The organism is Streptomyces sp. 17_S59 (assembly GCF_056930295.1).
Genome location: NZ_JBXOWD010000001.1, coordinates 3,584,804 through 3,610,343, shown reverse-complemented (window position 1 = coordinate 3,610,343; position 25,540 = coordinate 3,584,804). Strand labels below are relative to the sequence as shown.

Genomic DNA, 25,540 nt, shown 5'->3' with positions numbered 1-25,540 from the left:
CGATCACCGGACGCCCGGTGATCCCACGGCGATTCCCGGTGATCTCACGGCGATTTCTCATCTGAACACATTTTCGGGATCGAGTGATCGGTCACAGCCTTCTCGCCCGCTTTCCCCCACACATACGATGGAAAGCGGCCCCGTTCGAGGAGGAAAACCAGTGACCGAACAGCCCGCACCCGAGAACCCCGAAGGTGACGAGCCGATCAAGCAGCGGAAGAACGGCCTCTACCCCGCCGTCTCCGACGAGCTTGCCGAGAACATGACGTCCGGCTGGGCCGACACCGAAATGCGCGACCTCGCCCCCATACCCCAGGCCGGGGAGACCGCGCGCCGCCGTGCCGCGCTCTCCGCGCGCTTCCCCGGCGAGCGCCTGGTGATCCCCGCAGGCAACCTGAAGACGCGCTCCAACGACACCGAGTACGCCTTCCGCGCCTCGACGGAGTACGTGTACCTCACCGGCGACCAGACCCAGGACGGCGTCCTGGTGCTGGAGCCCACCGGCCCGGAGGGCCACGAGGCCACGATCCACCTCCTCCCCCGCTCCAACCGCGCCAACGGCGAGTTCTGGCTGGACGGCCAGGGCGAGCTGTGGGTCGGCCGCCGCAACAGCCTCGCCGAGGCCGAGCAGCTGCTGGGCCTGCCCGCCCGCGACGTCCGCGAGCTGGCCGCCGCCCTCACCGACGCCACCGGCCCGGTCCGGGTCGTGCGCGGCCACGACGCCGGCATCGAGGCTGCACTGACGGACAACCCCAATGGCGACGCCACCGGCGAGCGCGACGAGGAGCTGCGCATCTTCGTCAGCGAGCAGCGCCTGGTGAAGGACGCCTTCGAGATCCGCGAGCTGCAGAAGGCCGTCGACTCCACGGTCCGCGGCTTCGAGGACGTCGTGAAGGTCCTCGACAAGGCCGAGGCCACCAGCGAGCGGTACATCGAAGGAACGTTCTTCCTGCGCGCCCGCGTCGAGGGCAACGACATCGGCTACGGCTCCATCTGCGCCGCCGGCCCGCACGCCACCACCCTGCACTGGGTGCGCAACGACGGCCCGGTCCGCTCCGGCGACCTGCTGCTCCTGGACGCCGGCGTGGAGACGAACACCCTCTACACCGCCGACGTCACCCGCACGCTGCCGATCAGCGGCACGTACACCGAGCTGCAGCGCAAGGTCTACGACGCCGTGTACGAGGCCCAGGAGGCCGGCATCGCGGCGGTGAAGCCGGGCGCCAAGTACCGCGACTTCCACGACGCCGCCCAGCGCGTGCTCGCCGAGAAGCTCGTCGAGTGGGGCCTGGTCGAGGGCCCGGTCGAGCGCGTGCTCGAGCTGGGTCTCCAGCGCCGCTGGACCCTGCACGGCACCGGCCACATGCTCGGCCTGGACGTCCACGACTGCGCGGTCGCCCGCACGGAGACCTACGTGGACGGCGTCCTGGAGCCCGGCATGGTGCTCACGGTCGAGCCCGGCCTCTACTTCCAGGCCGACGACCTGTCCGTGCCGGAGGAGTACCGGGGCATCGGCGTCCGGATCGAGGACGACATCCTCGTCACCGAGGACGGCAACCGGAACCTCTCCGCCGCGCTGCCCCGCACGTCCGCCGACGTCGAGGCGTGGATGGCGGGCCTGAAGGGCTGAGCCCCAGGCCTGCCGAGCCGCGGCCCGCTCCCCCGTTGCGGGCCGCGGCGGCTCACTCCCCGTCCTCCGCCGCGGGGTTGTCCCGCAGCCAGGACAGGACCTGACCGGCGTGCCGGTCCGGCGGGAAAACCGGATAGAAGACGTGCTCGATCGCACCGTCGCGGATGATCATCGTCAGCCGCCGGTAGAGGGTCTGCCCGCCGAACTCGAACGTCGGCAGTCCCAGCTCGCGGACCAGCCGCAGGTTTGGATCGGAAAGCATCGCGAACGGCAGCCGGAGCCGTTCGACGACCTCGCGCTGGTAGTCCGTCCCCTGGCTGGACAGCCCGAACACCCGCGCCGCGCCCGCCTCGACGAGTTCCCGGTGGTGATCGCGGAAGTCGCATGCCTCGACGGTGCAGCCGCGGGCCCCGGGGATGGTGTCCCAGCCCTCGGGGATATCGGCGTCCGGGCGACCGGTGAGCGGATAGACGTAGAGCACGGTGCGGCCGGGCCCCGGATCGGCGAGCAGGACCGTCTCCCCCGAGGTGGCGGGCAGCGCGATGCGCGGAGCCCGCAGGCCCGGCAGGTGCGCGGCGGCGCCGTCGTCCTCCGGTACGGGCAGACCTGCGGGCAGCCGGTGCAGCTGGTGGGCGTCGCTCATCGTCTCTCCTGGTAGGTGTCCGGTGCTGTTGCGGTGGGCGGCCTCGTGCAGCCGCGTGGCCAGCGCCGCCCGGCGGGCGGCGAGGAGGCGGATCCGCTCGTCCAGGTCCTCGATGGCGTCGCGGTAACCGGCCAGGGACGCCGGACAGTCGTCGGCATGCGGTCCGCCGCCGGCCAGGCACTCCAGGAACGGGCGGGTGCGTTCCGCCGGTATCCCCAGCCCGCCGAGCGCCTTGATCTCCCGTACGAGCCGGACGTCCTGCTCGGCGTAGTCCCGGTACCCGTTGGCCAGCCGGGCCGGGGTGACCAGACCCAGCGACTCGTAGTAGCGCACGGCCTTCGCCGACACACCCGCCCGGCGGGCGACCTCGCCGATCCTCATGCAGGGAGGCTAAACCTTGCCCTTGGGGGCAAGGTCAACACTCCGGACGGCAGGGAGCATCAGCGCCGAGTCGGCGTGCAGCGAGATGCGTACGGGCGTACCGCCGGTGGCGTCGACGCGCGACTCCCCGGTGCCGGGGCTGCGGGCGTAGCGCGGATGGGCGCCCCCGCTGATCTGCCAGCGGAGGCGGTGCCCGACGGGGAATCGGTGGGCGATGGCACTCATCGGTACGGTGACTTGCGAGGACCCCTGCCCGTCCGTGCGCAGCCGGGCCAGCCCGTCACAGACGTTGACGGAGCGTCCTTGGGCGTCCACGTCGCACAGGCGGGTGAAGACGTCGGCGTATCCGGTGTCCGTGGAGACGGTCAGCCGTGCGGAGACCGGGCCGAGGATGTCCAGGGGCTCGGTGAGCGGCGGGCCGGTGAACGTCAGGACGTCGTCCCGGGCTTCCAGGGTGCGGTTGTCGCAGGGACCGGCGGAGGGCGAGAGCAGAGGGCCGCCGAGGGACGGGGTGGGAGCGTCCGGGTCGTAGCGGAAGGAGGCCAAGGGCGAACCGTCCGTGGGGGCCTGCCGGGTGAGATGCCCGTCGGGGGCGGGGAACCACGGCGTGGCGACCGGGGAAGGGGACTGCGGCCAGTCGTCGAGGTCCCGCCAGGTGTCCTCGCCGCCCATGTGGACGCGCACCGCGGTGGGGCGCAGGGCGGAGGGGTCACCGCACAGGTGGGCACGCAGCCAGGCGAGGCTCTCGGCGAACACCTCGGGCCAGCCCTGCTGCAGTGCGGAGTGGTGGGTCCAGGGCCCGGCGAGCAGAGCGGTCTCGCAACCGGCCCGGCGCAGCCTGCCGTACTGCGCGAGGGTCTGGTCGAGGAACACGTCGTGCCACCCGGCGATCAGGCATGTGGGGACACTCGACCGCTCCGCCGCCTGTGCCAGGGAGGCACCGTGCCAGTACGGGTCGTCGGCGTCGGGGTGCGTCATCACGCCCTCCAGCCAGGACGCTTCGCCCCCGAGGGCCGCCCTGCACGCCTCGCGCAGCGGCCATGCGGTGGAGATGTCACGCATGCGGCGCTGCATGCGCAGGGACGCCTTGACGAGCGCGGCCATGCCCCGGTGCTGGTAGGTCAGGCCGACAGCCGTGGTGAGGGCGTTCTCCAAGTGGAATGCACCGCCTGCGTGGAAGTAGGCGTAAGGGTCGTGCAGGCCGATCTGCACGACCATGGCCTTCAGCTCCGGCGGCGGGTCGAGGGCGAGCGCCCACTGCGTATATCCCATGTAGCTGGGCCCGATCGTGCCCAGCCGCCTGTCGAACCAGGGTTGTTCGCGCAGCCAGGCCACCGTGGCCTGTCCGTCCGCGGCCTCATTGCGCCACAGGTCGAACCGGCCGCCCGAGCCGCCGGTGCCGCGGCAGCTCTGCAGGACCACATGGAAGCCCTGTTCGGCGAAGAGCACGCCGTACATGGGCGACCACGGCACGCCCCTGCCGTAGGGCGAGCGCACGAGGAGGGTGGGGAAGTCGCCCTCGGCGCGCGGGAAGTAGTGGTCGCTGATCAGCGGACTGCCGTCGGCGGCCGGCACGGCCAGGCCCGGCTCCCACCCGACGTCGTACCGCTTGGCCGGGAGGCCGCGCCAGGTCGCCCTCGTCAGCCGTGCGGACAGCGACGGCTTGCGCAGGCGTGAAGTCATCGTTCGTTCCCCTCCACCATTTCCGTACGGTGTACGAGAATAGAGGATGCTTGGATGAAGTCCACAAGGTCCACAGCGAAGAGGGACGGAAGGGAGCACGAGACCGTGAGCCGCGACGACGGGTCCGGCGCCACGGGCGTCGACCCGGAACAGCTCTGGCTGGGCTCCGACCGGCCCCGCAGGGGGCGCAGGCCCGCCTTCAGCCGAGAGGCGATCACGACGGCGGCCGTCGCCCTGGCGGACGCGGAAGGGCTCGACGCGGTCACCATGCGACGGGTGGCCGCGCAGGTGGGCGCAGGCGTCATGTCGCTTTACAGCTACGCCCCCGACAAGGAGACGCTGCTGGAGCTGATGGTCGACCACGTCAGCGGCGAACTGCCGACGGCGGACGCCCTCACCGGCGACTGGCGCACCGACCTGAAAGCGATCGCCCACGCCCAGCGCGCCCTCATGCTGCGGCACCCCTGGCTGCCCGCGGTCCTGTCCACCCGCCGGACCCTCGGCCCCAGTGGCCTGGCCTTCCTTGAGCACGCGCTTGCCGCCCTGCGGCCCACCGCGTTGGACGGCGCGGCGCGGCTGGAGGTCTTCGCCCAGCTCACGGGCTTCGTCGCGGGACACGTCGCGCACGAGATCGCGCAGGCCGCGGCGGCACGATCGCCCGAACGGGCGGCGGCCGAGGCCCGCTACCTCGCCGCGGTCGCCGCGGACGGCCGCCACCCGGAACTCGCGGCGGCCCTCTCCGCACCAAGGCGCCCGATCACGCCCGAGGCCACGTTCGCGCGGTTCCTCAACCGGCTGGTGGACGGGCTGGACTCGGGCTGATCACGGGCCTGCCGACCGTTAAGGTGACCTGATCATTTCCGGTCGGAAGAAAGGCCACGGCGCTCCCGGTGACCGAGTCACGCCCCCATGCACTGTTCTCCTTCGGCACGCTGCTGGACGAGCAGGTCCAAGCCACGCTCTTCGGCCGGACCGTGCCCAGCTCCCCGGCGTCGCTGGTCGGCTACACGACCAGGCCCCTGCCGATCACCGATCCGGCCGTGATCGCCACCAGCGGCCTCGACGTGCACCTGACCCTGGAGCGCAAGTACGGCGCCACGGTCGAGGGCGCCGTCCTGCGCCTGACCGACCAGGACCTCGCCGCGGCCGACGCCTACGAGGTCGACGACTACGCCCGGCGGCGGGTGCTCCTCTCCTCCGGGGAGAGCGCCTGGGCCTATCTGGACGCGAAGCCGCTGCGCTCGGCGGCGCGCATCGTGATCGTCGGCGACAGCATCGCCTACGGACGCTGTGATCCGCACGGAGGATGGGCAGCGCACCTGGCGGCCGCCCACATCGCGCGGAACGAGGCCGAGTACCGGGTCTTCAACCTGGCCATCCCCGGCAGCACCCTGACCGGCGTCAGCGAGCAGACACCCGTGCTCCTGGCTCCGCGCCTGCCCGACACCCTCCTCGTCGCCGCGGGAATCAACGACTCCGCCGTGCCGCAGTCCCCCCGTGACGGACTGGCGCACATCGCGGACAGCCTCGGCTCGCTGGCCGCCACGGCCCGGGATCACAACGCGCGGCTCGTCGTCGTGGGCCCGATATGGCTCGACGAAGCACGGACCGGCGACTACGAGGGCCTGCGATTCACCCGGGCCCGGGCGCTGGACCTGCGCGAGCGCATGCGGGCTTGGTGCGCCGGGAACCACGTCGACTTCCTCGACATGTGGGAGCCGCTGCGCGACAGGCCCGAGCTCTTCGTCGACGGCCTGCACCCGACTCCCGAGGGGCATCAGGCGCTCTTCAAGCACCTCGACGCCATGGGCGGCTGAGCCGGCGTTGCCGACGGCGCCGGGTCTACGGTCCTGCCACTAGCCACAAGATCAACACCGCGTCGAGATCCTCGCTGTACCGATACACCACCGAGGTGCCACGGCCGCCGGTCTCCTCGGGCAGGAGAACGACCACCCGTAGGTCGCTGGAAGGCATGGGGGTGCCCTGCCAGGGGTCGCTCTCCAGGGCGGTGCGGACGCTGTCGACGGCGGCCCGCTCACTCCGGGCCAGCTCCACGCGCGCCTTCTCGGCGGCGTCGGAGTAGAACGCGTGGGTCACCGGGCGGCCTCGAGCTTGCTCCGCAGCTCGGCCATCATGTCCTCGTCCGACCGCTCCACCGCGGCCGATCCCACCGGGTCGAGCCGCAACAGCACGCGGTGGCGGAAATGCAGCTTCAGCCGACGGACCGCCGTCAGATCATCCAGATCGGTGACGGCCAGCATCTCCTCGAACTGCTCCAGGTCGCCGGGCTTGCCATAGGCCCGAAGGGCGGCCCGAAAGTCGTTCGGCGTGCGCATGGGCGGCGGCCCGGGTGCGGGCTGGTGCTCAGTGGGGTGTGCGGTCACGGTGACCCCTCCTCCTCAGTGATGGAACCGACGCTACTCGGACTCCGGCAGGTCGCGCGGCGACTTCCCGGGGGTGCTGCCTCAAGCGTGTGCAGGCCTGCATCGACTGCCTCATCGAACAGCTCGGCTGAGGCCGATGAATGTGTACTGCCCGGCCTCCTGCCGACGGTCAGGCTGCTTCCTGGCGGCAGTCGCGACAGCGGCCGGGGCAGTCCGACCGGAAGACGCGCTCGCAGCCGTCGCAGGTCTGGAACGGGAGGGGCGGTTCGGGTCGAGCGGCAGCTCTGGGCGTGGGCAGGACGGGCGGCAGCCAGTTCTTGAGCCGGTAGCCGATGAGCCGGGCGGGCCATTGGATGAGCCCCAGCGGCAGTTCACCGGTCAGGGTGAGAGCGAGCTGGTGCGGGGTGACGCCGCGATCGAGCCAGGTGCGTACGAGGGGAGCCAGCCGCCGGACGTCGACCTCCGACAGCACCAGCCTGGGATCGCGCCGCCGCAGGCCGGCGAGCACCTCGGCGGCGGGTTCGTCGACGGGCGGCAGCGGCGCCGGAGGCGGCGGGGGCTGCGGGGGTTCGGCGGGGCGTGGAGCCGCAGGGCGCCGCCGCTTCACGAGGCTGACCTTGCTGCTCGCGGGCTCGGCGCCCGGCCGCTCGAACCAGCGGGTTCGTGTCACGACGCGGCCGTCCTCAGTGCGTACGCGCTTCCGCTCCAGGTAGCCCGCGTTCTCCAGCTCCCTCAGGGCCCGGGTGATGGTGATCTCGCCCCCGCGAAAGTGTCGGACCAGGTCCTTGATGCCGACGGTCGCCCCGTCGGGCAGCGACTGGATGTAGACGCCGATTCCGACGGCTTGGGGCGTCAGACCGGCGTGCTGGGCAAGGTGATTGCCGACGACGGTGAAGTGGGATTCGTGCCGGTACCGGATGTGCTCCACTCCGGCCCGCGGCGTCTCCGCACGCGCGGAGGCGTGCGCGCTAGACTGCGCATCAGTCATTGGGAAGGTTCCGCTTCCTGGATGATCAGGCCCTCGTTCGGGATGCCCGTCCCGGCGGGGGCCGTCGTCTGCCTGGGGTTGTGGCGCGACCGTATCGCGCCGAGGCGCGAAACTTCCACCGTGTCACCTGATGGGGTGACGTGCCGGGTTGGTGGGGAAGGGTTCTTTCTTCCGTTCCTTGAACCCAACTTCTTTAAACGGGAGTTCGCGCCGCACCGGGAGATGGCCCACCGGGTCGTGGCCCACCGCGACCCGGTGCATCCATGGGGCGGAACCCTCTGGGGCCCGGACGGCAGAGCTGCCCCTCTTCCGGGCAACGGTGCGGCACGGGCGCGCGGCAGCATGTGGAAGTGGTCGACACCATGCAGGCGGCGGAGTCAGTCAACAACAGTGCAGCTGCTGCCCAGATGCACATCGCATGGCAGCACGCTGCTGAGGCTTACCCCGACGGTGACGTTCTCGCGGCGCGGGCCAGGGACCATGACGCCGACTGCCGGCCGGGGACCGAGGGGAGACGGCCGACGAGCAAGCACAGATCAGGCCCGGGTTCGGCCAAGGTCAGGACGAGATCGATGTCCATTTCACGTAACCGGCGGCCACCAGCTCTTCGAGCGCCCGGACAATGGCGGCCTCGGGGTCGGGATAGCGGCGTACGAGATCATCGATGCTTACGGTCGTGCCATCCGGCAGGGACTGGAGGTACACGCCGAGGCCGAGGGCGCGGGCCGACAGGTTGGGGTTCTGGACAAAGTCCAGGCCGACGACGGTGAAGTCCGAGTCGTGCTGGTGCCGGATGTGAATCAGTTCGGATGACGGCTCCTCCGAGCCTGCGGCGCCATGGGCACTGGACTGCGCATCAGTCATGGGGACGGCCTCGAATCCCTGGTGGCCAAGCCCTCGTCCGGGACCCACTTCCCGAGCAGGGGCGTTCGTCTGTCGGCAATCGTGGCGCGAACGTACCGCGCCACGACGCGCGTCTACCAGCTCATCACCTGATGGGGTGATGTGTCAGAGGGTAAGGGATGGCCCCCTCCCCCCGTTTCTTGAACCAACCTTGTTTGCATGTCAGTTCGCGCCCACTGTCACCTTCGTGCGGTTCGGCAGGACACTTCGGGCCTGCTCCATCAGCTCGGGGTCGGTGAGCGCGAAGCGCCCTACGTAGAGGTGGTCGTGGCCGTACAGAGTGGCGGCAGGCGCGCCGCTTGAGTCCACCTCGAGGGACCATTCAGCATCGTGCAGGTCCAGGGAGCGCGGTTTGGGCACGGCCCGTGAACTCCACACGGTGCAGAGAACCCAATCCACGTTCCTGGTGGGTGAGCTGCCCACGGCGTGCCGCCCTGCAACGTCCATCAGGTAGACGTCCGGGACTTCGGGGATCGGGATGTATCCCGCAACAGCCGTATCACCGAAGTGGCCCATGGTGGCGTACGCAACCACTCCGTAGGTATCGGGCCACATGTGCAGTAACGGAAAGACGGTTACGTGCCCAGTGCCCGTTTGGATCTTTGCCATGGAACTCCCTCGCTCGGCAACGGCCCCGCTCCAAAGCCCAGAGCGTGACTGCCTGTCGGCTCGGCTAACGGGCATCAACGCCGAGCCGACACGCCTCTCGGAGCCCTGATCGTGGGGCAGCGCTTCGGCCTGTCGGGGCTCGCGGGAGGGCATGCCTGTTCGTCCGTCGTCATGGACCAGGACGCTACGAAGGCTGCCCGTTACCGGACAATGGCACTTTGAACCGGTGGCACCGGGAAGTGCCACAGCTGGTCACAGCGGGACGCCGATGGCGTCGGCGAGCGTTCGCATGCCCGGCGTGAGCGTCCTCCTCCGATCGATCACGCGTCCGAGAATGTCCTGCGCGAAACGCTGATTGGGAAGCCACTGGGGCGCAACGGCCCAAATCTGCTCCAGGATGTCCACTGCTTCGGCATACCGCCGCAACCGGACATTCGCTTCTGCGACGTCCAAGAGGTGGCGATTGCGGTTGTTGGAGGTGGGGCGCAGCCTGTTTGCAGGCACGCGTTCCGCGAGCTGGAGAACGCGATCCGGACGGTCGGCGATCAGCGCGTTCTCAGCCTGCTTGAGCTTCACTGTCACGGGCCCCAAGGCCCGGAGGAAGTCATCCTCGGGTGCGAACTCACGCCCCATCGTGACAGCAGCAGAGTGCGCGAGCCGTAGCGCGTGCTCGGCCTCGTCGGCTCTGTTGTCCCTGATGGACGCTGCTGAGAGGCGCAGCAACAGCCATCCCCATGCGCTCAGTTCGGCGGGCGTGGCCCGAGACATCCGGGGCTCGACCTCGTCGGCCCACTGCGTCGCAAGCTCTCGCGCGGAAGCGAGCCTCCCCTGGCGCAAGAGCAGCCAGCACTTGGTGCTGACAGTAGTGGCCGCGTGGAGATCGTCTGTCGCACCGCCCAGGGCACGATCAAGCGCGATGCGGGCCGCGCGGTATTGACGTGTCTGGGTGAGTAGCCAACCGGTGAGCTGCATGAGTCTTGCGCGAACGACACGGCCTTCGAGGGCGGACTCGGCAACCAGATCGGCATCGCGAATGAGCTGCGGCAGGATCAGGCCCAGCTCGGCATAGCGGTTGCTGGTGAACAACGGCAGGGCGGACTCGAGTGTGGCGTTCACCCCTGCGACTGTGGGGGGCTCATCCGGCTCGGGTTCCTGCCCTGTCCCTGTCAGAGCGACCCTGACCGCTTCCCATCGATCAACGGGCCGGGACTCGGACCCGTCTTCGGTGTGTTCTGTAACCAGCTGCGTTGTCGGCACGCGCAGAGCGACGGCGAGCCGTCTTGCCGTTTCCAGCCGGGTGACATTGCGTTCAGCCTGCTCCAACTTGCGGATCAGCGACAACGAAACGCCCGACTGGGCTGCAAGTTCGCGCTGGCTCAGGCCCCGGCGCTTCCGCACGTCCCGGAGGCGTCTGCCGAAGGTGGCACCCATGGCCCGAGCGTAATCCCTCTTGCGGGCGATGGCCCGACGCGAACCCGGAAGCATGGAACTGCTCCTGGACATACTGCCCGACGCATTTCCCTGGGTCCGTTTCCTGCCCGAACCTGACGTCCATGCCTTTGCCGTGGAGCTGGTCGACACCATGCGCGCTGCGGAGTCCATCGCCAACAACGCAGCCGTTGCGCAGATGCTCATCGCATGGCAGCACACGGCCGAAGCCCACTCCGATCCTGACGTTCTCGCAGCGCTGACCAGAGACCATGACGCCGACTACGGGCCGGTACCCGACCCGGAGGAGGTCGCGTGACCGCCGGTCGTGGCGACCGGGCGGCACCACCTGCGGCGGATGGGCAGCCTGGCGCATGGCGTCCATCGCGGACAGACCTGCGAGCAGTGGCAGTTCGAAGTAACCGGAGGTGGCCGCGTCTGGTATCTCGTGGACGCAGCTCGCAATACCTGCTGGATCACCTATGCAGGCACGGGGCATCCACGGGCTACGGACCACAAGTAGCTACAACCACAAGTAGCCGAGGAGGAATTCGCGCTCGTATCCCTCACAGTGTTTGGCCGCGGCGCAGCCGCCAACAGCTCATCCCTCCAGCAGCCGCTGCCCCACGTACTCCCCCTCCGCGCAGCCGCCCGGTACCGCGAACAGGCCGCTCGACTCGTGGCGCAGGAAGCGGGAGAGGCCGTCGCCGCGGTCCAGCTTGCGCTGCACGGGAACGAAGCCCTTCATCGGGTCCGCCTGCCACGCGATGAACAGCAGGCCGGCGTCCGGCGCCCCGTCGTCCAGGAAGCCGTCGTGGTACGAGAACGCCCGCCGCAGCATCGCCGCCCCGCGGTTGGACTCCGGCGCCGCCACCCGGATGTGCGCGTCGCCCGCGATCGCCAGCGAGCCGTCCGGGCCCATCTTGTTCAGGTCGACCGGCGTCGTCTCCGTACCGCCCGACAGCGGTGCGCCGTCCGACTTGCGGCGGCCGATCACCTTCTCCTGACGGTCCAGCGAAAGGTTGTCCCAGCTGTCGAGCAGCATCCGGATACGCCGCACGACCGCGTACGAGCCCCCCGCCATCCACGCCTCCGCACCCTTGGCGTCCTCCGGCACGAAGATCCGCTCGGCGAAGTTCGCGTCCGTCGGCTTCGGGTTGTTCGTGCCGTCGATCTGGCCCATCAGGTTGCGGCCGGTCATCGGGCGCGCGGTGGCGCCCGGGGCGCGGTTGAAGCCGTTCATCTGCCAGCGCAGCCGGGCCGTTCCCCCGGCCTGCTTCTGCAGCAGGCGCAGCGCGTGGAAGGCGACGAGGGAGTCGTCCGCGCCGATCTGCACCCACAGGTCGCCGTCGCTGCGTCTGGCGTCGAGTGCGTCGGCAGTGAAGGCGGGCAGTGGCTCCAGCGCCGCGGGCCGCTTGTCCGTCAGCCCGGTCCGGTCGAAGAAGGTGCGTCCGAAGCCGAAGGTGACGGTCAGGGAGGACGGGCCCGCGTCCAGAGCGACGCCCGTGTCGTCGCCTTGCGGCGCCCGGCCCGCCATCAGTTCCGCCGCCGTCGCCGACCAGCGGCGCAGCAGCGCGGCGGCGGCCTTGCGGTCGGCGCCCGGCGCGAGGTCGAAGGCGGCCAGGTGGCCGTGGGCCTGCGCGGGCTGGACGATGCCCGCCTGGTGGGTGCCGTGGAAGGGCACGGCCGCGGAGCCGACGCCTGTCAGCGGCGCCGGTTCGTCCCGCAGGGCCTCGGCCCCGAACGCCCCGGTCGCGCCGCCCGCGAGCAGCCCGGCCGCGCCCGCGGCCCCGGCGGTGCCGAGCAGACGGCGGCGGGAGACGCCTACGGGGGGCGCTGCGGGGGCGCTTCCGGATACGGGTGCCTTCCCGGATGCCTTCCCGGATGCCTTCCCGGATGCCTTCCCGGATGCCTTCGCAGACGCCTTCCCGGACGGCTTTCCGGGGGTCTTCACAGCCTTGTCAGCCATCAGTTGATCTTCACGTTTCCGATCTCGGTGACCTGGTCGATGTCGGAGGTCCGTACGGTCAGGGAGAGTTGCCAGTCCCCCGCCATGGGCAGTTGGAAGCCGGTGGCCTGCCAGCGGCCGGTGGACTGCCGCTGGAGCGGTGCCCGCAGCGGGCCGATCGTCTTCTCCTTCTCGGTGAAGGAGAGCGTCAGTTCCGGCACGTCGACGGGTCGGCCCGAGGCGTCCGTCAGCGCCAGGGCGACGGTGTTGCCTCCGGAGCGCGCCGGGTCGACGGTGATCCGGGCCGTGCCGCGCCCGTTCGCACCGCCCGTGTCGTAGGCGATGCTCGCCTCGGCAGGGGCGGCCGCGGGGCGGGACCCCGGCGACGCGGCCCCGGCCTGCCGCTGCTCCGTCTCCGCGCGGCCGGGCTGGGTGCCGGTGAGCAGCGTGGTGACGGCCAGCAGCACGACCGCCACGGCGGTCTCGGCGAGGACGGCGCGGCGCAGCCCGGTGCGGTTCCCGTCGGCGTCCCGCTCGCGCTTCCCGGCGGCCTTGGCCAGCGCGGCCCGCTGCCGGGCGAGCTGGGCGGCCCGTACGGGGTCCGCGGCGGCCCCCGGCCCGGAGCCCGGCGCGGAGGCGGCCTTCCGCGGCCGCCCGGCGTTCGTGCTCCCGCTCCCGCTCGCGTTCGCGGACCCGTCCGCGAGCCGCCCCGTCCAGCGCCGGGAGAAGAACGCGAGGACCACCATGGCGGCCACCAGACCCACCTTGATCAGCAGCAGTCGCCCGTACTCCGTGCCCGTCAGCGCGCCCCACGAGCCGACCTGCCGCCAGGACTGGTAGAGCCCGGTGGCGACCAGGACGCACACGGCCCCGAACGCCAGCCGCGAGAAGCGCTCGACCGCCGCCCGCTGCACCGGCGCCCCGGACCACAGCGTGGCCAGCAGCGCGGCCAGGCCGCCCAGCCACACCGCCACACCGAGCAGGTGCGCCACGTCGACCGGCATCGCGAGCCACGCCTGCAGGCCCGCCGAGGCGTGCTCGGCCAGCGCCCAGGTGGCCGCCAGGCCGCCCGCGACGACCGCGCCGCCGATGCCCAGCCCGTACGCGACGCCCCGCCGGGGTGCGGCGGGGGCCGGGGAGTCCGCGGCGTCCTCCCGGGCGTACGTGCCGAAGAGCACCGCCAGGAACACCGCCGCCGCGCTCAGCAGCAGGAGCCGCGACAGCAGCGCCGCCCCCGGCTTGGTGGACAGCGCGTCGCCGAGCAGCGACAGGTCCAGCACGGAGCCCAGACCCTTGCCGCCCGTGTAGGCGCCCCGCAGCAGCAACAGCACCGCCGTGGACACGAAGAGCGCGACCCAGCCGCCCACCGCGATCCGCTGCACCGGCCGCGAGGAGTGGCAGGCGCCCGCGAAGACGCAGCCGCCCACGAGCAGGACGAAGCCTGCGTAGGCCGCGTACCGGGCGATGCCGTAGAAGGTGCCCACGGTGGGGTCCGTCGTCGTGGCCGCGGTGTCCACCGCCACCGTCGTCTTCGACGGCGCGCCGATGGAGAAGGTGAAGGCCCCGGCCACCGGGTGGCTGTCCGCCGAGACCGCCTGCCACGCCACCGTGTACGTGCCGTCGCCGACCCCGGCGCGCAGCCCGACGGCCGCGGTGTCGGAGCGCCCGTCGAGATGCGCGGGCCGGCCCTCGTCGACGCGCTCGCCGCGCGGGTCCAGGACCCGTACGGAGTCGGCGTTCAGCAGCACCCCCTCGGAGAAGGTCAGGCTGATCCGCGCGGGCGCGGCCGGCACCACCGAGCCCTCGGCGGGGTCGGTGGAGGTCAGCGCGGCGTGCGCCGAGGCCGGGCCCGCGCCGAACGACAGCGTGCACAGCAGCGCGGCGAGCAGGGTCCCCAGGAGGGTCAGCGCCCTCCGCGGGAGCCGCCTCGCCGTGGTCGGGGTCCTCTTCACCGCGTCATTCCTTGGCGGCGGGCGGCCGGTAGGTGGCGGCCTCGACGGGCACCTGGATCTTGATGGGCGCCGACGTGGCGAAGTGCAGCGTGAACTCGACCTTCTCGCCGAGCTTCGGCTTGTGGTCGAGCTTGCCCAGCATCAGGTGCGTGCCGCCGCGCGCGAGGGAGACCTCGCCCTTGGCGGGCACCTCCAGCGTCTCGGCGTGCTTCATCTGCGCGCCCTCGGTGGTGTGCAGGGTCACGTCGGCCGAGAGCGGGCTGGTGACCTTGGTGAGCCGGTCCGCCTTGCCGCCGTCGTTCCTGACGGTGAAGTAGGCGGCCGCCATGTCGTCCATGGCGGGCTGCGGCATGTAGGCGCCGCTCACGGACAGCTCGGCGGCCTTGCCGGAGGTCAGCGAGTCCTTCTCCGACTGGCAGCCGGTCACCAGCAGGAGCCCGCCCGCGAGCGCGAGCGGCAGGGCGGCGGCGGTGACAACAGTCGACTTGTTCATCTTCTTGGGGCGCATCACGGGTTCTCCCCCTTGACGATCTTCGGGAGATCCTTGGCGTACTGCTCGGACGTGGTGGACGAGGTGTAGATCCAGTGGCCGGCGTCGTCCTTGGGCGAGAAGCCGACGACCTCGGCGCCGTGGCTGACGGTCACGGAGCCGTCCTTCTCCTTCTTGGGCGCCTCGACGTAGATGCCCAGCGGCTTGGCGGCCGCCTGAATGGTGGCGAAGTCGCCGGTCAGACCGACGATGTCCTGGCCGCCCTGGGCATCCAGCCACTCCCGCATGCGCTTGGGCGTGTCGCGCTCGGGGTCGGTGGTGACGAAGACGACCTGGAGCTTCTCCTGGTCGGCCTTGGGCAGCTTCTTCTCGGCGGCGGCGATGTCGGAGACGACCGTCGAGCACACGTCGGGGCAGTAGGTGTAGCCGAAGTAGAGCAGGACCGGGCGGCCCTTGGTCTCCTTGACCAGCTCGTACTTCTTCTCCGAGGTGTCGGTCAGGACCAGGTCGGGCTTGTCCTTCGGGGAGTCGAGGGTGATCGCGCCGGCCTTCTGGGGCTCGGCCGAGACGTCGGCCGCGGGCTTGTCGCCCCCGCCGGAGCCGGAGCCGCCGCAGGCGGTGAGGGCGAGGGCGGCGGCGGTGGCGAGCGCCGCGCCCAGGAGCTTGGTGCGCATGGAGTGCTTCTCCAGGAGTGGTCGGTGGTGCACGGGCAGGCGGGGCGGTACGGGCCCCGCCTGCCCGGACTGTCCGGTTCTCGGGTCGCGTCAGGCAGACGTGGACGTGCGGCGGCGCCCGGCGAGCACGCCGAAGGCGACCCCGGCCACGCCGGCGACGATCCCGACGACGCCCAGGACGCGGGCGGTGGTGTCGGTGCCGGAGGACCCGCCGTCCTTCTCCGACTTCTCCGCGGAGGCGGTGACCTCGGCCTTGTCGCCCTTCTTGGCGTCCTTGCCGTCGTGGTCGTCGTGGTGGTCGCCGCCCGCGGCGGAGGCGCCCTTGTCGACGAGCTTCAGCACCGGGGCCGGGTGCTCGGGCTCCTCACCGCCCGGCTTGGACGGGTCGATCCAGCGCACCACGTCGTCGTCGGAGTAGGTCTGGAGCGCCTTGAACACCAGCTCGTCCGTGTCCGTCGGCAGCTGGCCGACCGACAGCGGGAACTGCTGGAACTGACCCGGATCGATCTTGCCGCCGCTCCACGTGACCTTGCTGACGGCCTCGTCGATCGTCTTGCCGTGCATCTGCAGCGGCTTGTCGAGCTTGGTCTTCTCGACCTTGACGTCCCAGCCCGGCACGGCCTGCGGCATGACCGAGGCCAGCGGGTGCTTGGGGTCGAGGTTCAGCTCGACCTTGACCGTCGACGCGTTGTCCTTCTCGTTGGGCACCTTGACGGAGATGGTGCTGTAACCGCCCTTCTCGGCGGTGCCGGGCTGGACGCTCACGTGCGCGAAGGCGGGACCGGCGAGCAGGAGCACGCCGCCTGCGGCGACGCCGCCGATGACGGAGGTGCGGCGGACGGCACGGATACGCGATGCGTTCACGTTCATGGGAAAACACTCCACGGGCAGGAGGAATCGGAGGGGATGGCGCGCGTGCGGCGACGGCACGACCGCCCTCCCGTACCGGAACCGGTGCCGGTGGGTGCGTCGCGTCGTCAGGCCGCGAGGGCGAACTGCGGCGGCCCCCGCCTGATCACGAAGTGCTGGAGAACCGGCTCCCGGGCCGGCCGCTCGTCCTCGGTGCCGGTCCGCCGCTGCGGCACGACCACGGGCTCGGGGGCCCAGGCCCGTACGAGCAGCAGCACGGCCCCGGCCGCACGGACCAGCGCCGCCTCCGCGACACCGCGCGCGGACTCCGCCGACAGCTCCACGACGCGGCGCAGCGCGACGTCGCCGCGCCGCAGCAGCCAGCCCAGGGCGAAGGCCGCGAGCAGGTGTCCGAGCAGCATGGGGAGGGACGGTGCCAGGACGTGCGCGAGGGCGCCGGACGGCGATGACGCCCCGGTCGGCAGGGCGTCCATCCCGGCGGAGTGGACGGCCGGGTCGAGCCCGGCGTCGAGGATCACCCGGCGCGCCTGGTCGGCGGAGATCGTATGGGGCTGGTTGCAGGTCAGCTGGGCGGCGAAGCCGATCAGCCGGCCCTCCGCACCCGCGGCCGGGACGGCCGCACCGGAGTGGTGCTGGCCGAGCCCGAACAGCGTGTGCAGCGCGAGCTGGCCCACGGCCAGGCAGGCCGCGATTCCCGGCAGCGAACGCTCCCGTCCGGCCAGCGGCGCGACCGCCGCGAAGACCACCAGGAACCCTGCGCCCAGCGTCCACAGCGGCACGCTCTCGCAGGACGCCAGCATGTGCCCGCCCGCGGACAGCAGAACACAGACCGCGGTGAACACCGCGGCCCGGATCAGTCGCAGATCGGCGCCGGCGCGCGCGACGGGGTGAGGCATGGCTGCGCCATCATCCCACCGGGCCGGCGTCATCCCTACGGCAGGGGTGGCCGGTCCGCATACACGTTTCGACCCGGTTCCCGCATCGGCCGAATGAGCGGTGTCACACCACCGACAGGCTTACGGCGCGTCGTGCGTGGCTATACGTAACGGTATGTCGAGCCGCAGCCAGGAGGCTGAGCATGAGCATTTGGTGGTCACTCCACTTGCGGCGCGAGGCCGCGAGCGTTCCGCTCGCCAGGCGGCTTCTCATCGGTGCCATGGAAACGGCCGGGGTCGATCCGGATACCTCCTACGACATCGCCGTCGCCCTCAGCGAGGCGTGTGCGAATGCGGTCGAGCACGGCGGTGACTCCTCCGTCGGCTACCGCGTGACCGCCCTCATCGACGGCGACACCTGCCGCATCGAGGTCACGGACTCGGGCCCCGGCTTCGCCGACCGCCCCCGCCGCCCGCGTCACGATCCGGCGCGTACCGCAGCCCACACGAGGACCCCGGCCTCCGTGCACGACGAGCACGGCCGGGGTCTTTTCCTGATCGCGTCCCTCACGGACCACGTCCGCGTCCACAACCGCCCGGGGCGGCAGGGCGCGGTGGTGAGCTTCGACAAGATCCTCAAGTGGAGAGAAGGCGGGCCGCCGGCGGGCGCGCTGCTGAAGGCGTCCTGAGAGTCCTGGGAGCCTCGAGGCTCGTCGTTGCCGTCTCCGGAACGTACGCGGTGCAATGGGCCGCATGGAGCACTCATCCGCCATCGCGCAGGCCCTCGAAGAGGTCGGCCCCCGGCTGAAGCGCCTGCGCACCGGGCGCGGTGTGACCCTGGCGGCGCTGTCCGAGGCCACGGGCATCTCCAAGAGCACCTTGTCCCGCCTGGAGTCCGGTCACCGCCGCCCCAGTCTGGAGCTGCTGCTGCCCATCGCCCAGGCCCACCAGGTCCCGCTGGACGAACTCGTCGGCGCCCCCGAGGTCGGCGACCCGCGCGTGCGCCTGACGCCCAGGACCGTGAGGGGCAACACCGTGCTGCCGCTCACCCGGCAGCCCGGCCCGCTCCAGGCCTTCAAGATGGTCGTCCCGGCCACCCGCAACACCCCGGAGCCCTGCACCCACGAGGGCTACGAGTGGCTCTACGTCCTGGCCGGCCGGCTCCGCCTGGTGCTGGCCGACCACGACCTGGTCCTGGGCTCGGGGCAGGCGGCCGAGTTCGACACGCGGCTGCCGCACTGGTTCGGCAGCACGGGGGACGGTCCGGTCGAGATCCTCAGCCTCTTCGGGCGCCAGGGCGAGCGCATGCACGTACGCGCCAGGCCCCGGCGCGGCGACCGGGTCGACGACTGACCGGGGGCGGTGCCCGGGCGGCGGCGATCTGCAACCGCGAACGGCCCACCGGGGGGCTGGGTATCGTGACAGGCCCATCAGGTGAACGTTCCGGAGGAGAGTCGCGTGAACTCGGCCAGCCGCTACACCTACCTCGGGCCGGAAGGCACGTTCACCGAGGCCGCCCTCCGCACCCTTCCGGAGGCGGCGACCCGCGAACTGGTCCCCATGGTCTCGGTCCCCGCCGCCCTGGACGCCGTGCGCAACGGCGAGGCCGCGGCCGCCCTCGTGCCGATCGAGAATTCCGTGGAGGGCGGCGTCACGGCGACGCTCGACGAACTCGCCACCGGCGCCCCGCTGATGATCTACCGCGAGGTGCTGCTGGAGATCGCCTTCGCCCTGCTCGTGCGCCCCGGCACTCGGCTGGCGGACATCAAGACGGTGACCGGGCACCCGGTCGCGCAGCCTCAGGTGCGCAAGTGGCTGGCGGCCAACCTGCCGGACGCGGCGTGGGAGTCGTCCGCCTCCAACGCGGACGGGGCGCGGCTCGTCCGCGAGGGCCGCTACGACGCGGCGTTCGCCGGGGAGTTCGCGGCCGCGACGTACGAACTGGAGCCGCTGGTCACCGGCATTCACGACGCGGAGAACGCCCAGACCCGGTTCGTCCTGGTCGGCCGCCCGGCGCGGCCGGCGGCGCGGACGGGCGCGGACCGGACGTCCCTGGTGATGTGGCAGCGGGACGACCACCCGGGCGCGCTGCTGGAGTACCTCCAGGAGTTCGCGGTGCGCGGCGTGAACCTGATGCGGATCGAGTCGCGGCCCACGGGCGAGGGCATGGGGCGGTACTGCTTCTCCGTCGACTGTGAGGGGCACATCACGGACCGCCGGGTGGCGGAGGCGCTGACGGGACTCAAGCGGACGTGCGCGAAGGTGCGGTTCCTGGGCTCGTACCCGCGTGCGGGTGTTGACCCGGACGGTCTGTCGGGTGCCGCGGTGCCGCTGCGGCCGGGAACGTCGGACGCGGACTTCGTGACGGCGGCCGAGTGGCTGGCACGCTGCCAGGACGGGCGGGCCTGAGCCGCGGAGCGGGCCCGGGCCGGGGAGTTACCCACAGGGTTATCCACAGGCCCTTCTCGACCTGGGGATAAGTCGACAGAGAGAACTGTCGGCACGGCGCCGAGAAAGCGAATGAATCGGTCATTGGTCGACAAATCGTCCCCGGCGGCCTCTCGTCGGAGCCTCGGACCGTCCACAGCCCCCAAGAAGGCCAGCCGGCGACCCCTCGTCCACCGAAAAGCCTCGAACAACCCCTTAGAGGGAGCGATCGCCACCCTAAAGAGTGTCCGTAAGAGGTTTACCTGGCGAAACTCCGACGAATGACAGAACAAGCGGAAGAACCGATTCCAGCATCCACAGATTTCGCGCACACCCTGTGGACAAAGAACCGGAACCACGGGGTCCTGTGGACAACGACCGTCCCCAACTCCCGCTTTCCACAAGGAAGCTCGGCCTCCGCGACAGCCCCGACGATGCCCTCACCGCACCGCTATGCCCCCCTTTACCGGAAGTTCCCGGAAATTCCGGCGGGCGCACCTCGCGATTGCCCGTCCATGACCCACAACGATTCACAGGTTTTTCCATGGACCCCAGAACAGGGCAAATCCCGGCAAACAGGAATATCGCGTCGAGCAACCCCGGCCTGCAACGGTAGCCTGGAGGGGTGATTGACCTTCGCCTGCTCCGTGAGGACCCCGACCGTGTGCGCGCGTCCCAGCGTGCCCGTGGAGAGGACGTCGACATCGTCGACGCACTGCTCTCCGCCGACGAGCGGCGCAGGTCGTCCGGCGTCCGCTTCGACGAACTCCGCGCCGAGCAGAAGGCGCTCGGCAAGCTCATCCCCAAGGCCGCCGGCGACGAGAAGGCCGGGCTGCTGAAGAAGGCCGGCGAGCTGTCCGCCGCCGTCAAGGCCGCCGACGCCGAGCAGGACGAGGCGGCCGCCGAGGCCCAGCGCCTGCTGCTGCAGATCGGCAACCTCGTCCACCCGGACGTGCCGCGCGGCGGCGAGGACGACTTCGTCGTCCTGGAGACCGTGGGCACCCCGCGCGACTTCGCCGCCGAGGGCTTCGAGCCCAAGGACCACCTCGAGCTGGGCCAGGCGCTCGGCGCGATCGACGTCGAGCGCGGCGCCAAGGTCTCCGGCTCGCGCTTCTACTACCTGACGGGCGTCGGCGCCCTGCTCGAGCTGGCCCTGGTCAACGCCGCCATCGCGCAGGCCACCGCCGCCGGCTTCACGCCGATGCTCACCCCCGCCCTGGTCAAGCCGCGCGCCATGGAGGGCACCGGCTTCCTCGGCCAGGCCGCGCAGGACGTCTACCACCTGGAGAAGGACGACTTCTACCTGGTCGGCACGTCCGAGGTCCCGCTCGCCGCGTACCACATGGACGAGATCATCGAGGCGGACCGGCTGCCGCTGCGCTACGCGGGCTTCTCGCCCTGCTTCCGCCGCGAGGCCGGTACGTACGGCAAGGACACCCGCGGCATCTTCCGCGTCCACCAGTTCGACAAGGTCGAGATGTTCTCGTACATCGCGCCGGAGGACGCCGAGGCGGAGCACGCCCGCCTGCTGGAGTGGGAGAAGCAGTGGCTGACCAGCCTCGAGCTGCCCTTCCAGGTCATCGACACCGCCACGGGCGACCTGGGCGCCTCGGCCTCGCGCAAGTTCGACTGCGAGGCGTGGATCCCCACCCAGGGCAAGTTCCGCGAGCTGACCTCCACCTCCAACTGCGACGAGTTCCAGGCCCGGCGCCTGTCCGTCCGCATGCGCGACGGCAAGAACGTCCGGCCGCTGGCCACGCTCAACGGCACGCTGTGCGCCGTCCCGCGCACGATCGTGGCGCTGCTGGAGAACCACCAGCAGGCCGACGGCTCCGTGCGCGTGCCCGAGGTGCTCCGGCCGTACCTCGGCGGGCGCGAGCTGCTGGAGCCCGTCGCCAAGTGACCGACCCCTGCACGGAGCCCGCCGCCCAGCTGCCGTACCGGCTCGTCGCGACCGACCTCGACGGCACGCTGCTGCGCCCCGACGAGACCGTCTCGGAGCGCACCCGCGCCGCCCTCGGGCTGGCCACGGCGGCGGGCGCCGCGCACATCGTCGTCACCGGGCGCAGCGTCGCCTGGACGAGGCACATCCTGGACGCGCTCGACTACCGCGGCCTCGCCGTCTGCGGTCAGGGCGCGCAGGTCTACCACGCGGGCGAGCACAGGCTGCTGACGTCCGTGACGCTCGACCGGCAGCTCGCCGGGCTGGCGGTCGCCAAGATCGAGGCCGAGGTCGGCCCGCTGTACCTGGCCGCGAGCCGCGACGGCCTGGACGGGGACGTCCTGGTGGGCCCGGGCTACCGCCTCCAGGAGGGCCCGCTCCCGGTCGTACCCATCACGGACCCGGCCGAGGTGTGGTCGGCCCCGCTCAACAAGCTCTACCTCCAGCACCCCGTCCTCGGTGACGACGCACTCGCCGAGGTGGCGCGCACGGTCGCGGGCGGCCTCGTCGACGTGACGATGGCGGGCGCGGGCATCGTCGAGCTGCTGCCGCTGGGCCTGAGCAAGGCCACGGGCCTCTCGATCGCCGCCCGGCGCCTCGGCGTCAAGCCGACGGAGACGATCGCGTTCGGGGACATGCCGAACGACGTCCCGATGTTCGGCTGGGCGGCCCACGGCGTCGCCATGGCCAACGCGCACGAGACGCTGAAGGCCGTGGCGGACGAGATCACCGCCTCCAACGAGGAGGACGGAATCGCGGTCGTGCTGGAGCGCCTGTTCGGTTGAGCGGACCGCCCGGGAGCCGCGCCGGCACCCGGCACAGATCCCATCGCCATGCCTGCCTGCCGCGCGTCAGCGGCCGGCAGGCCAGCCCCAGCGCCAGGGCAATGGCGTGGCCGACGTCGGTGAACGTCCTGCCGGTCACCAGCGGCACGGCGAAGAAGAGCACCGCCCCGGCGAAATAGCCGTACCGCCAGGGCCTGGGCACGCGGTAGGCGAGGATGCCGACGGCCCCGGCGAGCCCGTACGAGACCCCTATGTCGACCACGTGCTTCATCGAGCGCGGCGCCGAGTGGCTCTCGATCGCCAGCAGCAGCACCTCCTGGCTGATGAGCGTGGCCGCGATGTGGGCGAGGGCGACGGTGAGGAACCAGCGCAGGGTGCCGATCCACCGCTCGACATTGGCGTGGAAGACCTCGAAGAGCACCACGTAGAGCAGGAACGAGGACGGGTTCGCTATCCAGAAGCCGCTGATGAGCAGGGACTGGAACGGGTGCTTGTTCAGCTCGTGGATGTTGCTGCTGGTGCGGTGGAGGAGGAAGTTCTCCAGGCCCTCGCTGGCGGCAGCGATGACGAGGCTGTTGACGCCAATGATCAACAGCCAGATGTGAGTGCCGGGCGCGGAGCGGATCCAGGAACGGATTCCGGAAACGGTCCGGGCGGCCGTGCGCTCGACGTCCACCTTTCGACGGTAGACCCGGGGTCCTTGATCCCGCTGATCCTGCTGGTCCCGCGCAGTTGCAGGGGCCCCGGGTTGTAGGACGATTCAGTTGTAGGATGACTGGGCGACCGGCCGGGACGACGGCCGACGCCACCAGCCTGACCACCCTCACCACCCTCACCACCCCGGAGGAACACGCCCATGGCCCTGCGAGCGGCGGGACGCCAGTCCCTCGTGGACACCGTCGTGGACCAGCTGCGCAGCCAGGTCGCCGCCGGGGAGTGGCGGGTGGGCGAGCGCATCCCCACCGAGCACGCCCTGGCCGAGCAGCTTCAGGTCGGGCGCAACACGGTCCGCGAGGCGGTGCGCGTACTCGTGCACGCCGGGATGCTGCGCTCACGGCAGGGCGAGGGCACCTTCGTGGTCTCCACGGCCGACCCCGGCGACATCGTGCGGGGCCTGCAGCGCGCGGGCGTGCGCGACGTGCTGGAGCTGCGCATCGCGCTGGAGGCGGAGGCCGCGCGCCTGGCGGCGCTGCGGCACGAGCCCGCCGACCTGGAGCGGATGCGGGCCGCGCTGGACGCCCAGACGGCCTTCGAGGACCCGGACGGCCAGCCCGACTCCGGCAATCTGGAGCTGTACGCGGATCACGACGTGGAGTTCCACAAGGCCGTCGTGGACGCCGCGCACAACCCCGCGCTGACCGCCACCTACACGTGGTTCAGCAGCTCGGTGCGCGAGGCGCTGGTCACCGCGCTCGGCGACCGCGACATGCCGCGCATCGTGCACGGCGACCACCACGCCCTCATGGAGGCCATCGCCTCGGGCGACCCCGACGAGGCCGGGCGCGCGGCCCGCACGCTGCTCGAACGCCCCAAACAGGCCGTCGAGTCGCTGCTGGCCGAGCGCTGACGAGCTGTCCCCTCCTCCCCCTTCCCCACCCGCATCACCGCACGCCCCCGTGTTCCCCTGGAGGCACCCCCATGTCCGAGACGAGGCCCGAGACGCCGCTGATCGACGCGGCGGAGGAGTCCGTACCGCCCCCGGCCGTTGTCACCGCACGGCGCAGCCCGCTCGCCCACCCCGCGTTCGTCATGCTCTGCATCGTCCTCGCCTCGCTCAACATGCGGGCCGCGCTGGCGGGCGTCTCCCCGCTGATGAGCGAGATCAGCGGCCACTACCGCCTGGCCGCGGCCACGAGCAGCCTGGTGACGACGATCCCGCTGGTCTTCATGGGCCTCGGCTCGATCGCCGCGCCCCGGCTCGCCCGGCGCTTCGGCACGGAAGCCGTGCTGTGCGGCGCGCTGGTGCTGCTGTGCGGGGGCATCCTGCTGCGCGTCACGCCGCCGGTCGTGGCGCTGTTCGTGGGCTGTGCGCTGGTCGGCACCGCGATCGCCCTGCTCAACGTGCTGATGCCGGGCCTGGTCAAGCGGGACTTCCCGGACCGGGCCGCGAGCATGACGGCCCTGTACTCGACCACGCTGATCCTCGGCGCGACGGGTGCGGCCGCCGCGGCCGTGCCGCTGGAGGACGCCCTCGGCGGCTGGCAGGGCTCCCTCGCCTCCTGGGCCCTGCTCGCCGCGGTCGCGGCGGTCCTGTGGCTGCCGCAGGCGGTCGCCGCCCGGCGCGGCGCTGCCCGCGGCGCCGCGGCCGCCGCCGCCCGGACCGCGCCGCAGGACGGGCCGAAGCTCACCCGGTCGCCGCTGGCCTGGCAGGTCACGCTGATGATGGGCACCCAGTCGCTGATCGCGTACGTGTGCATCGCCTGGATGCCGACGGTCTTCACCGACCACGGTATGAGCAAGGGCACGGCCGGCATCGTCTATGCCTTCTACACGCTGACGCAGATGGCCGGTTCGTTCGTGGTGCCGCTGCTCGCGGGCCGGATGCGGGACCAGCGGCTGCTGACGGTGGCCGTCGTGCTGCTCATGGCGGCGGGCGTCACCGGGCTGCTGACCGCTCCCGTGGCGGGTGCGTGGGTGTGGGCGACGCTGATGGGCGTGGCCCAGGGCGGCCTGCTGGGCCTCGCGCTGACGTTCATGGTGCTGCGCACCCGCGACGCCCACACGGCCTCCCGGCTGTCGGGCATGGCGCAGACGTGGGGCTATCTGCTCGCCTCCGTGGGCCCGTTCGCGATCGGCTGGGTGTACGAGCGGACGGACAGCTGGACGCTGCCGGTCTCGCTGCTGCTGGTGGCCTGCGCGGCGCTGCTGTTCCTCGGCCTGGGCGCCGGGCGGGACCGGAAGATCTGAGGAGAGACGCGGACCTCGTGT

At 71.4% G+C, this 25,540-nt stretch carries 26 protein-coding genes; 11 read left to right on the top strand and 15 right to left on the bottom strand.

Features of this window, described 5'->3' with window-relative positions:
• Positions 1 to 160 precede the first annotated feature (160 nt).
• Entirely contained in the window at positions 161 to 1,630 is a 1,470-nt protein-coding gene (locus tag AC1Z4A_RS16080; protein WP_483679569.1) for an aminopeptidase P family protein, read from the top strand.
• Between the two features lie 52 nt (positions 1,631 to 1,682).
• Here the strand turns inward: AC1Z4A_RS16080 and AC1Z4A_RS16075 are convergent, their stop codons facing one another.
• Both AC1Z4A_RS16075 and AC1Z4A_RS16070 read right to left on the bottom strand, forming a co-directional pair.
• Entirely contained in the window at positions 1,683 to 2,654 is a 972-nt protein-coding gene (locus AC1Z4A_RS16075; protein ID WP_483679568.1) for a MerR family DNA-binding transcriptional regulator, read from the bottom strand.
• Between the two features lie 9 nt (positions 2,655 to 2,663).
• Complete coding sequence (locus tag AC1Z4A_RS16070; RefSeq protein ID WP_483679567.1) at positions 2,664 to 4,337, bottom strand: CocE/NonD family hydrolase; 1,674 nt, start codon at positions 4,335 to 4,337, stop codon at positions 2,664 to 2,666.
• A gap of 105 nt (positions 4,338 to 4,442) precedes the next feature.
• Between AC1Z4A_RS16070 and AC1Z4A_RS16065 the strand changes: the two genes are divergently transcribed.
• Positions 4,443 to 5,159, top strand: a complete 717-nt coding sequence (locus AC1Z4A_RS16065; protein WP_483679566.1) for a TetR/AcrR family transcriptional regulator — start codon at positions 4,443 to 4,445, stop codon at positions 5,157 to 5,159.
• Positions 5,160 to 5,227: 68 nt separating this feature from the next.
• Entirely contained in the window at positions 5,228 to 6,154 is a 927-nt protein-coding gene (locus AC1Z4A_RS16060; protein WP_483679565.1) for a GDSL-type esterase/lipase family protein, read from the top strand.
• A 25-nt stretch (positions 6,155 to 6,179) separates the two neighbouring features.
• Here AC1Z4A_RS16060 and AC1Z4A_RS16055 read toward each other — a convergent pair whose 3' ends face one another.
• From AC1Z4A_RS16055 to AC1Z4A_RS16030, 6 genes are all read right to left on the bottom strand, one after another.
• Positions 6,180 to 6,434 (bottom strand): hypothetical protein, encoded by a 255-nt coding sequence (locus AC1Z4A_RS16055; RefSeq protein WP_483679564.1) that lies wholly within the window; start codon positions 6,432 to 6,434, stop codon positions 6,180 to 6,182.
• Positions 6,431 to 6,721, bottom strand: coding sequence for a hypothetical protein (locus AC1Z4A_RS16050; RefSeq protein WP_483679563.1), 291 nt, complete (start codon positions 6,719 to 6,721; stop codon positions 6,431 to 6,433). Before AC1Z4A_RS16050 ends, AC1Z4A_RS16055 begins: the two co-directional genes overlap by 4 nt.
• A gap of 169 nt (positions 6,722 to 6,890) precedes the next feature.
• On the bottom strand, positions 6,891 to 7,709 hold the full coding sequence (locus AC1Z4A_RS16045) for a helix-turn-helix domain-containing protein (RefSeq protein WP_483679561.1): 819 nt from the start codon (positions 7,707 to 7,709) through the stop codon (positions 6,891 to 6,893).
• Between the two features lie 558 nt (positions 7,710 to 8,267).
• Positions 8,268 to 8,573, bottom strand: a complete 306-nt coding sequence (locus tag AC1Z4A_RS16040; protein ID WP_483679560.1) for a hypothetical protein — start codon at positions 8,571 to 8,573, stop codon at positions 8,268 to 8,270.
• Between the two features lie 201 nt (positions 8,574 to 8,774).
• Positions 8,775 to 9,221 (bottom strand): hypothetical protein, encoded by a 447-nt coding sequence (locus AC1Z4A_RS16035; RefSeq protein ID WP_483679559.1) that lies wholly within the window; start codon positions 9,219 to 9,221, stop codon positions 8,775 to 8,777.
• Between the two features lie 252 nt (positions 9,222 to 9,473).
• On the bottom strand, positions 9,474 to 10,652 hold the full coding sequence (locus tag AC1Z4A_RS16030) for a helix-turn-helix domain-containing protein (protein ID WP_483679557.1): 1,179 nt from the start codon (positions 10,650 to 10,652) through the stop codon (positions 9,474 to 9,476).
• A gap of 52 nt (positions 10,653 to 10,704) precedes the next feature.
• Here AC1Z4A_RS16030 and AC1Z4A_RS16025 point away from each other — a divergent pair, with 52 nt between their 5' ends.
• Entirely contained in the window at positions 10,705 to 10,968 is a 264-nt protein-coding gene (locus tag AC1Z4A_RS16025) for a hypothetical protein (RefSeq protein WP_483679554.1), read from the top strand.
• A 282-nt stretch (positions 10,969 to 11,250) separates the two neighbouring features.
• On the opposite strand, the gene efeB is transcribed toward AC1Z4A_RS16025, so the two are convergent.
• The 6 genes from efeB to AC1Z4A_RS15995 all read right to left on the bottom strand — a co-directional run bounded on the left by efeB (position 11,251) and on the right by AC1Z4A_RS15995 (position 17,479).
• The gene (efeB, locus tag AC1Z4A_RS16020) at positions 11,251 to 12,618 is read right to left on the bottom strand and encodes an iron uptake transporter deferrochelatase/peroxidase subunit (protein WP_483679552.1); all 1,368 of its coding nucleotides are present in this window, start codon (positions 12,616 to 12,618) and stop codon (positions 11,251 to 11,253) included.
• The gene (locus tag AC1Z4A_RS16015) at positions 12,618 to 14,549 is read right to left on the bottom strand and encodes a copper resistance CopC/CopD family protein (protein WP_483679551.1); all 1,932 of its coding nucleotides are present in this window, start codon (positions 14,547 to 14,549) and stop codon (positions 12,618 to 12,620) included. The genes efeB and AC1Z4A_RS16015 overlap by 1 nt, the downstream gene beginning before the upstream one ends.
• Before the next feature lie 4 nt (positions 14,550 to 14,553).
• On the bottom strand, positions 14,554 to 15,057 hold the full coding sequence (locus AC1Z4A_RS16010; protein ID WP_483679550.1) for a copper chaperone PCu(A)C: 504 nt from the start codon (positions 15,055 to 15,057) through the stop codon (positions 14,554 to 14,556).
• Positions 15,057 to 15,713, bottom strand: a complete 657-nt coding sequence (locus tag AC1Z4A_RS16005; protein WP_483679548.1) for an SCO family protein — start codon at positions 15,711 to 15,713, stop codon at positions 15,057 to 15,059. The genes AC1Z4A_RS16010 and AC1Z4A_RS16005 overlap by 1 nt, the downstream gene beginning before the upstream one ends.
• 90 nt (positions 15,714 to 15,803) lie before the next feature.
• Positions 15,804 to 16,583, bottom strand: coding sequence for a YcnI family copper-binding membrane protein (locus AC1Z4A_RS16000; RefSeq protein ID WP_483679546.1), 780 nt, complete (start codon positions 16,581 to 16,583; stop codon positions 15,804 to 15,806).
• Positions 16,584 to 16,690: 107 nt separating this feature from the next.
• Positions 16,691 to 17,479 (bottom strand): hypothetical protein, encoded by a 789-nt coding sequence (locus AC1Z4A_RS15995; protein WP_483679544.1) that lies wholly within the window; start codon positions 17,477 to 17,479, stop codon positions 16,691 to 16,693.
• Between the two features lie 182 nt (positions 17,480 to 17,661).
• On the opposite strand from AC1Z4A_RS15995, the gene AC1Z4A_RS15990 reads away from it, so the two are divergent.
• The 5 genes from AC1Z4A_RS15990 (at position 17,662) to AC1Z4A_RS15970 (ending at position 22,612) form a co-directional block, all read left to right on the top strand.
• Positions 17,662 to 18,147, top strand: coding sequence for an ATP-binding protein (locus AC1Z4A_RS15990; protein WP_483679543.1), 486 nt, complete (start codon positions 17,662 to 17,664; stop codon positions 18,145 to 18,147).
• Between the two features lie 64 nt (positions 18,148 to 18,211).
• A complete protein-coding gene (locus tag AC1Z4A_RS15985) occupies positions 18,212 to 18,811 on the top strand; it encodes a helix-turn-helix domain-containing protein (protein WP_483679541.1) in 600 nt (199 codons plus the stop codon).
• Positions 18,812 to 18,916: 105 nt separating this feature from the next.
• Entirely contained in the window at positions 18,917 to 19,867 is a 951-nt protein-coding gene (gene pheA / locus AC1Z4A_RS15980; RefSeq protein ID WP_483679539.1) for a prephenate dehydratase, read from the top strand.
• A 643-nt stretch (positions 19,868 to 20,510) separates the two neighbouring features.
• Positions 20,511 to 21,788: a serine--tRNA ligase gene (gene serS / locus AC1Z4A_RS15975; protein WP_483679537.1), complete on the top strand. Its 1,278-nt coding sequence runs from the start codon at positions 20,511 to 20,513 to the stop codon at positions 21,786 to 21,788.
• Entirely contained in the window at positions 21,785 to 22,612 is an 828-nt protein-coding gene (locus AC1Z4A_RS15970) for an HAD family hydrolase (protein WP_483679536.1), read from the top strand. The genes serS and AC1Z4A_RS15970 overlap by 4 nt, the downstream gene beginning before the upstream one ends.
• Here AC1Z4A_RS15970 and AC1Z4A_RS15965 read toward each other — a convergent pair.
• A complete protein-coding gene (locus tag AC1Z4A_RS15965; protein WP_483679535.1) occupies positions 22,554 to 23,288 on the bottom strand; it encodes a rhomboid-like protein in 735 nt (244 codons plus the stop codon). The genes AC1Z4A_RS15970 and AC1Z4A_RS15965 overlap by 59 nt on opposite strands.
• 180 nt (positions 23,289 to 23,468) lie before the next feature.
• On the opposite strand from AC1Z4A_RS15965, the gene AC1Z4A_RS15960 reads away from it, so the two are divergent.
• Positions 23,469 to 24,179 (top strand): FadR/GntR family transcriptional regulator, encoded by a 711-nt coding sequence (locus AC1Z4A_RS15960; protein ID WP_483679533.1) that lies wholly within the window; start codon positions 23,469 to 23,471, stop codon positions 24,177 to 24,179.
• A 71-nt stretch (positions 24,180 to 24,250) separates the two neighbouring features.
• Positions 24,251 to 25,519, top strand: a complete 1,269-nt coding sequence (locus AC1Z4A_RS15955; RefSeq protein WP_483679531.1) for a CynX/NimT family MFS transporter — start codon at positions 24,251 to 24,253, stop codon at positions 25,517 to 25,519.
• The last annotated feature ends 21 nt before the right edge of the window (positions 25,520 to 25,540 follow it).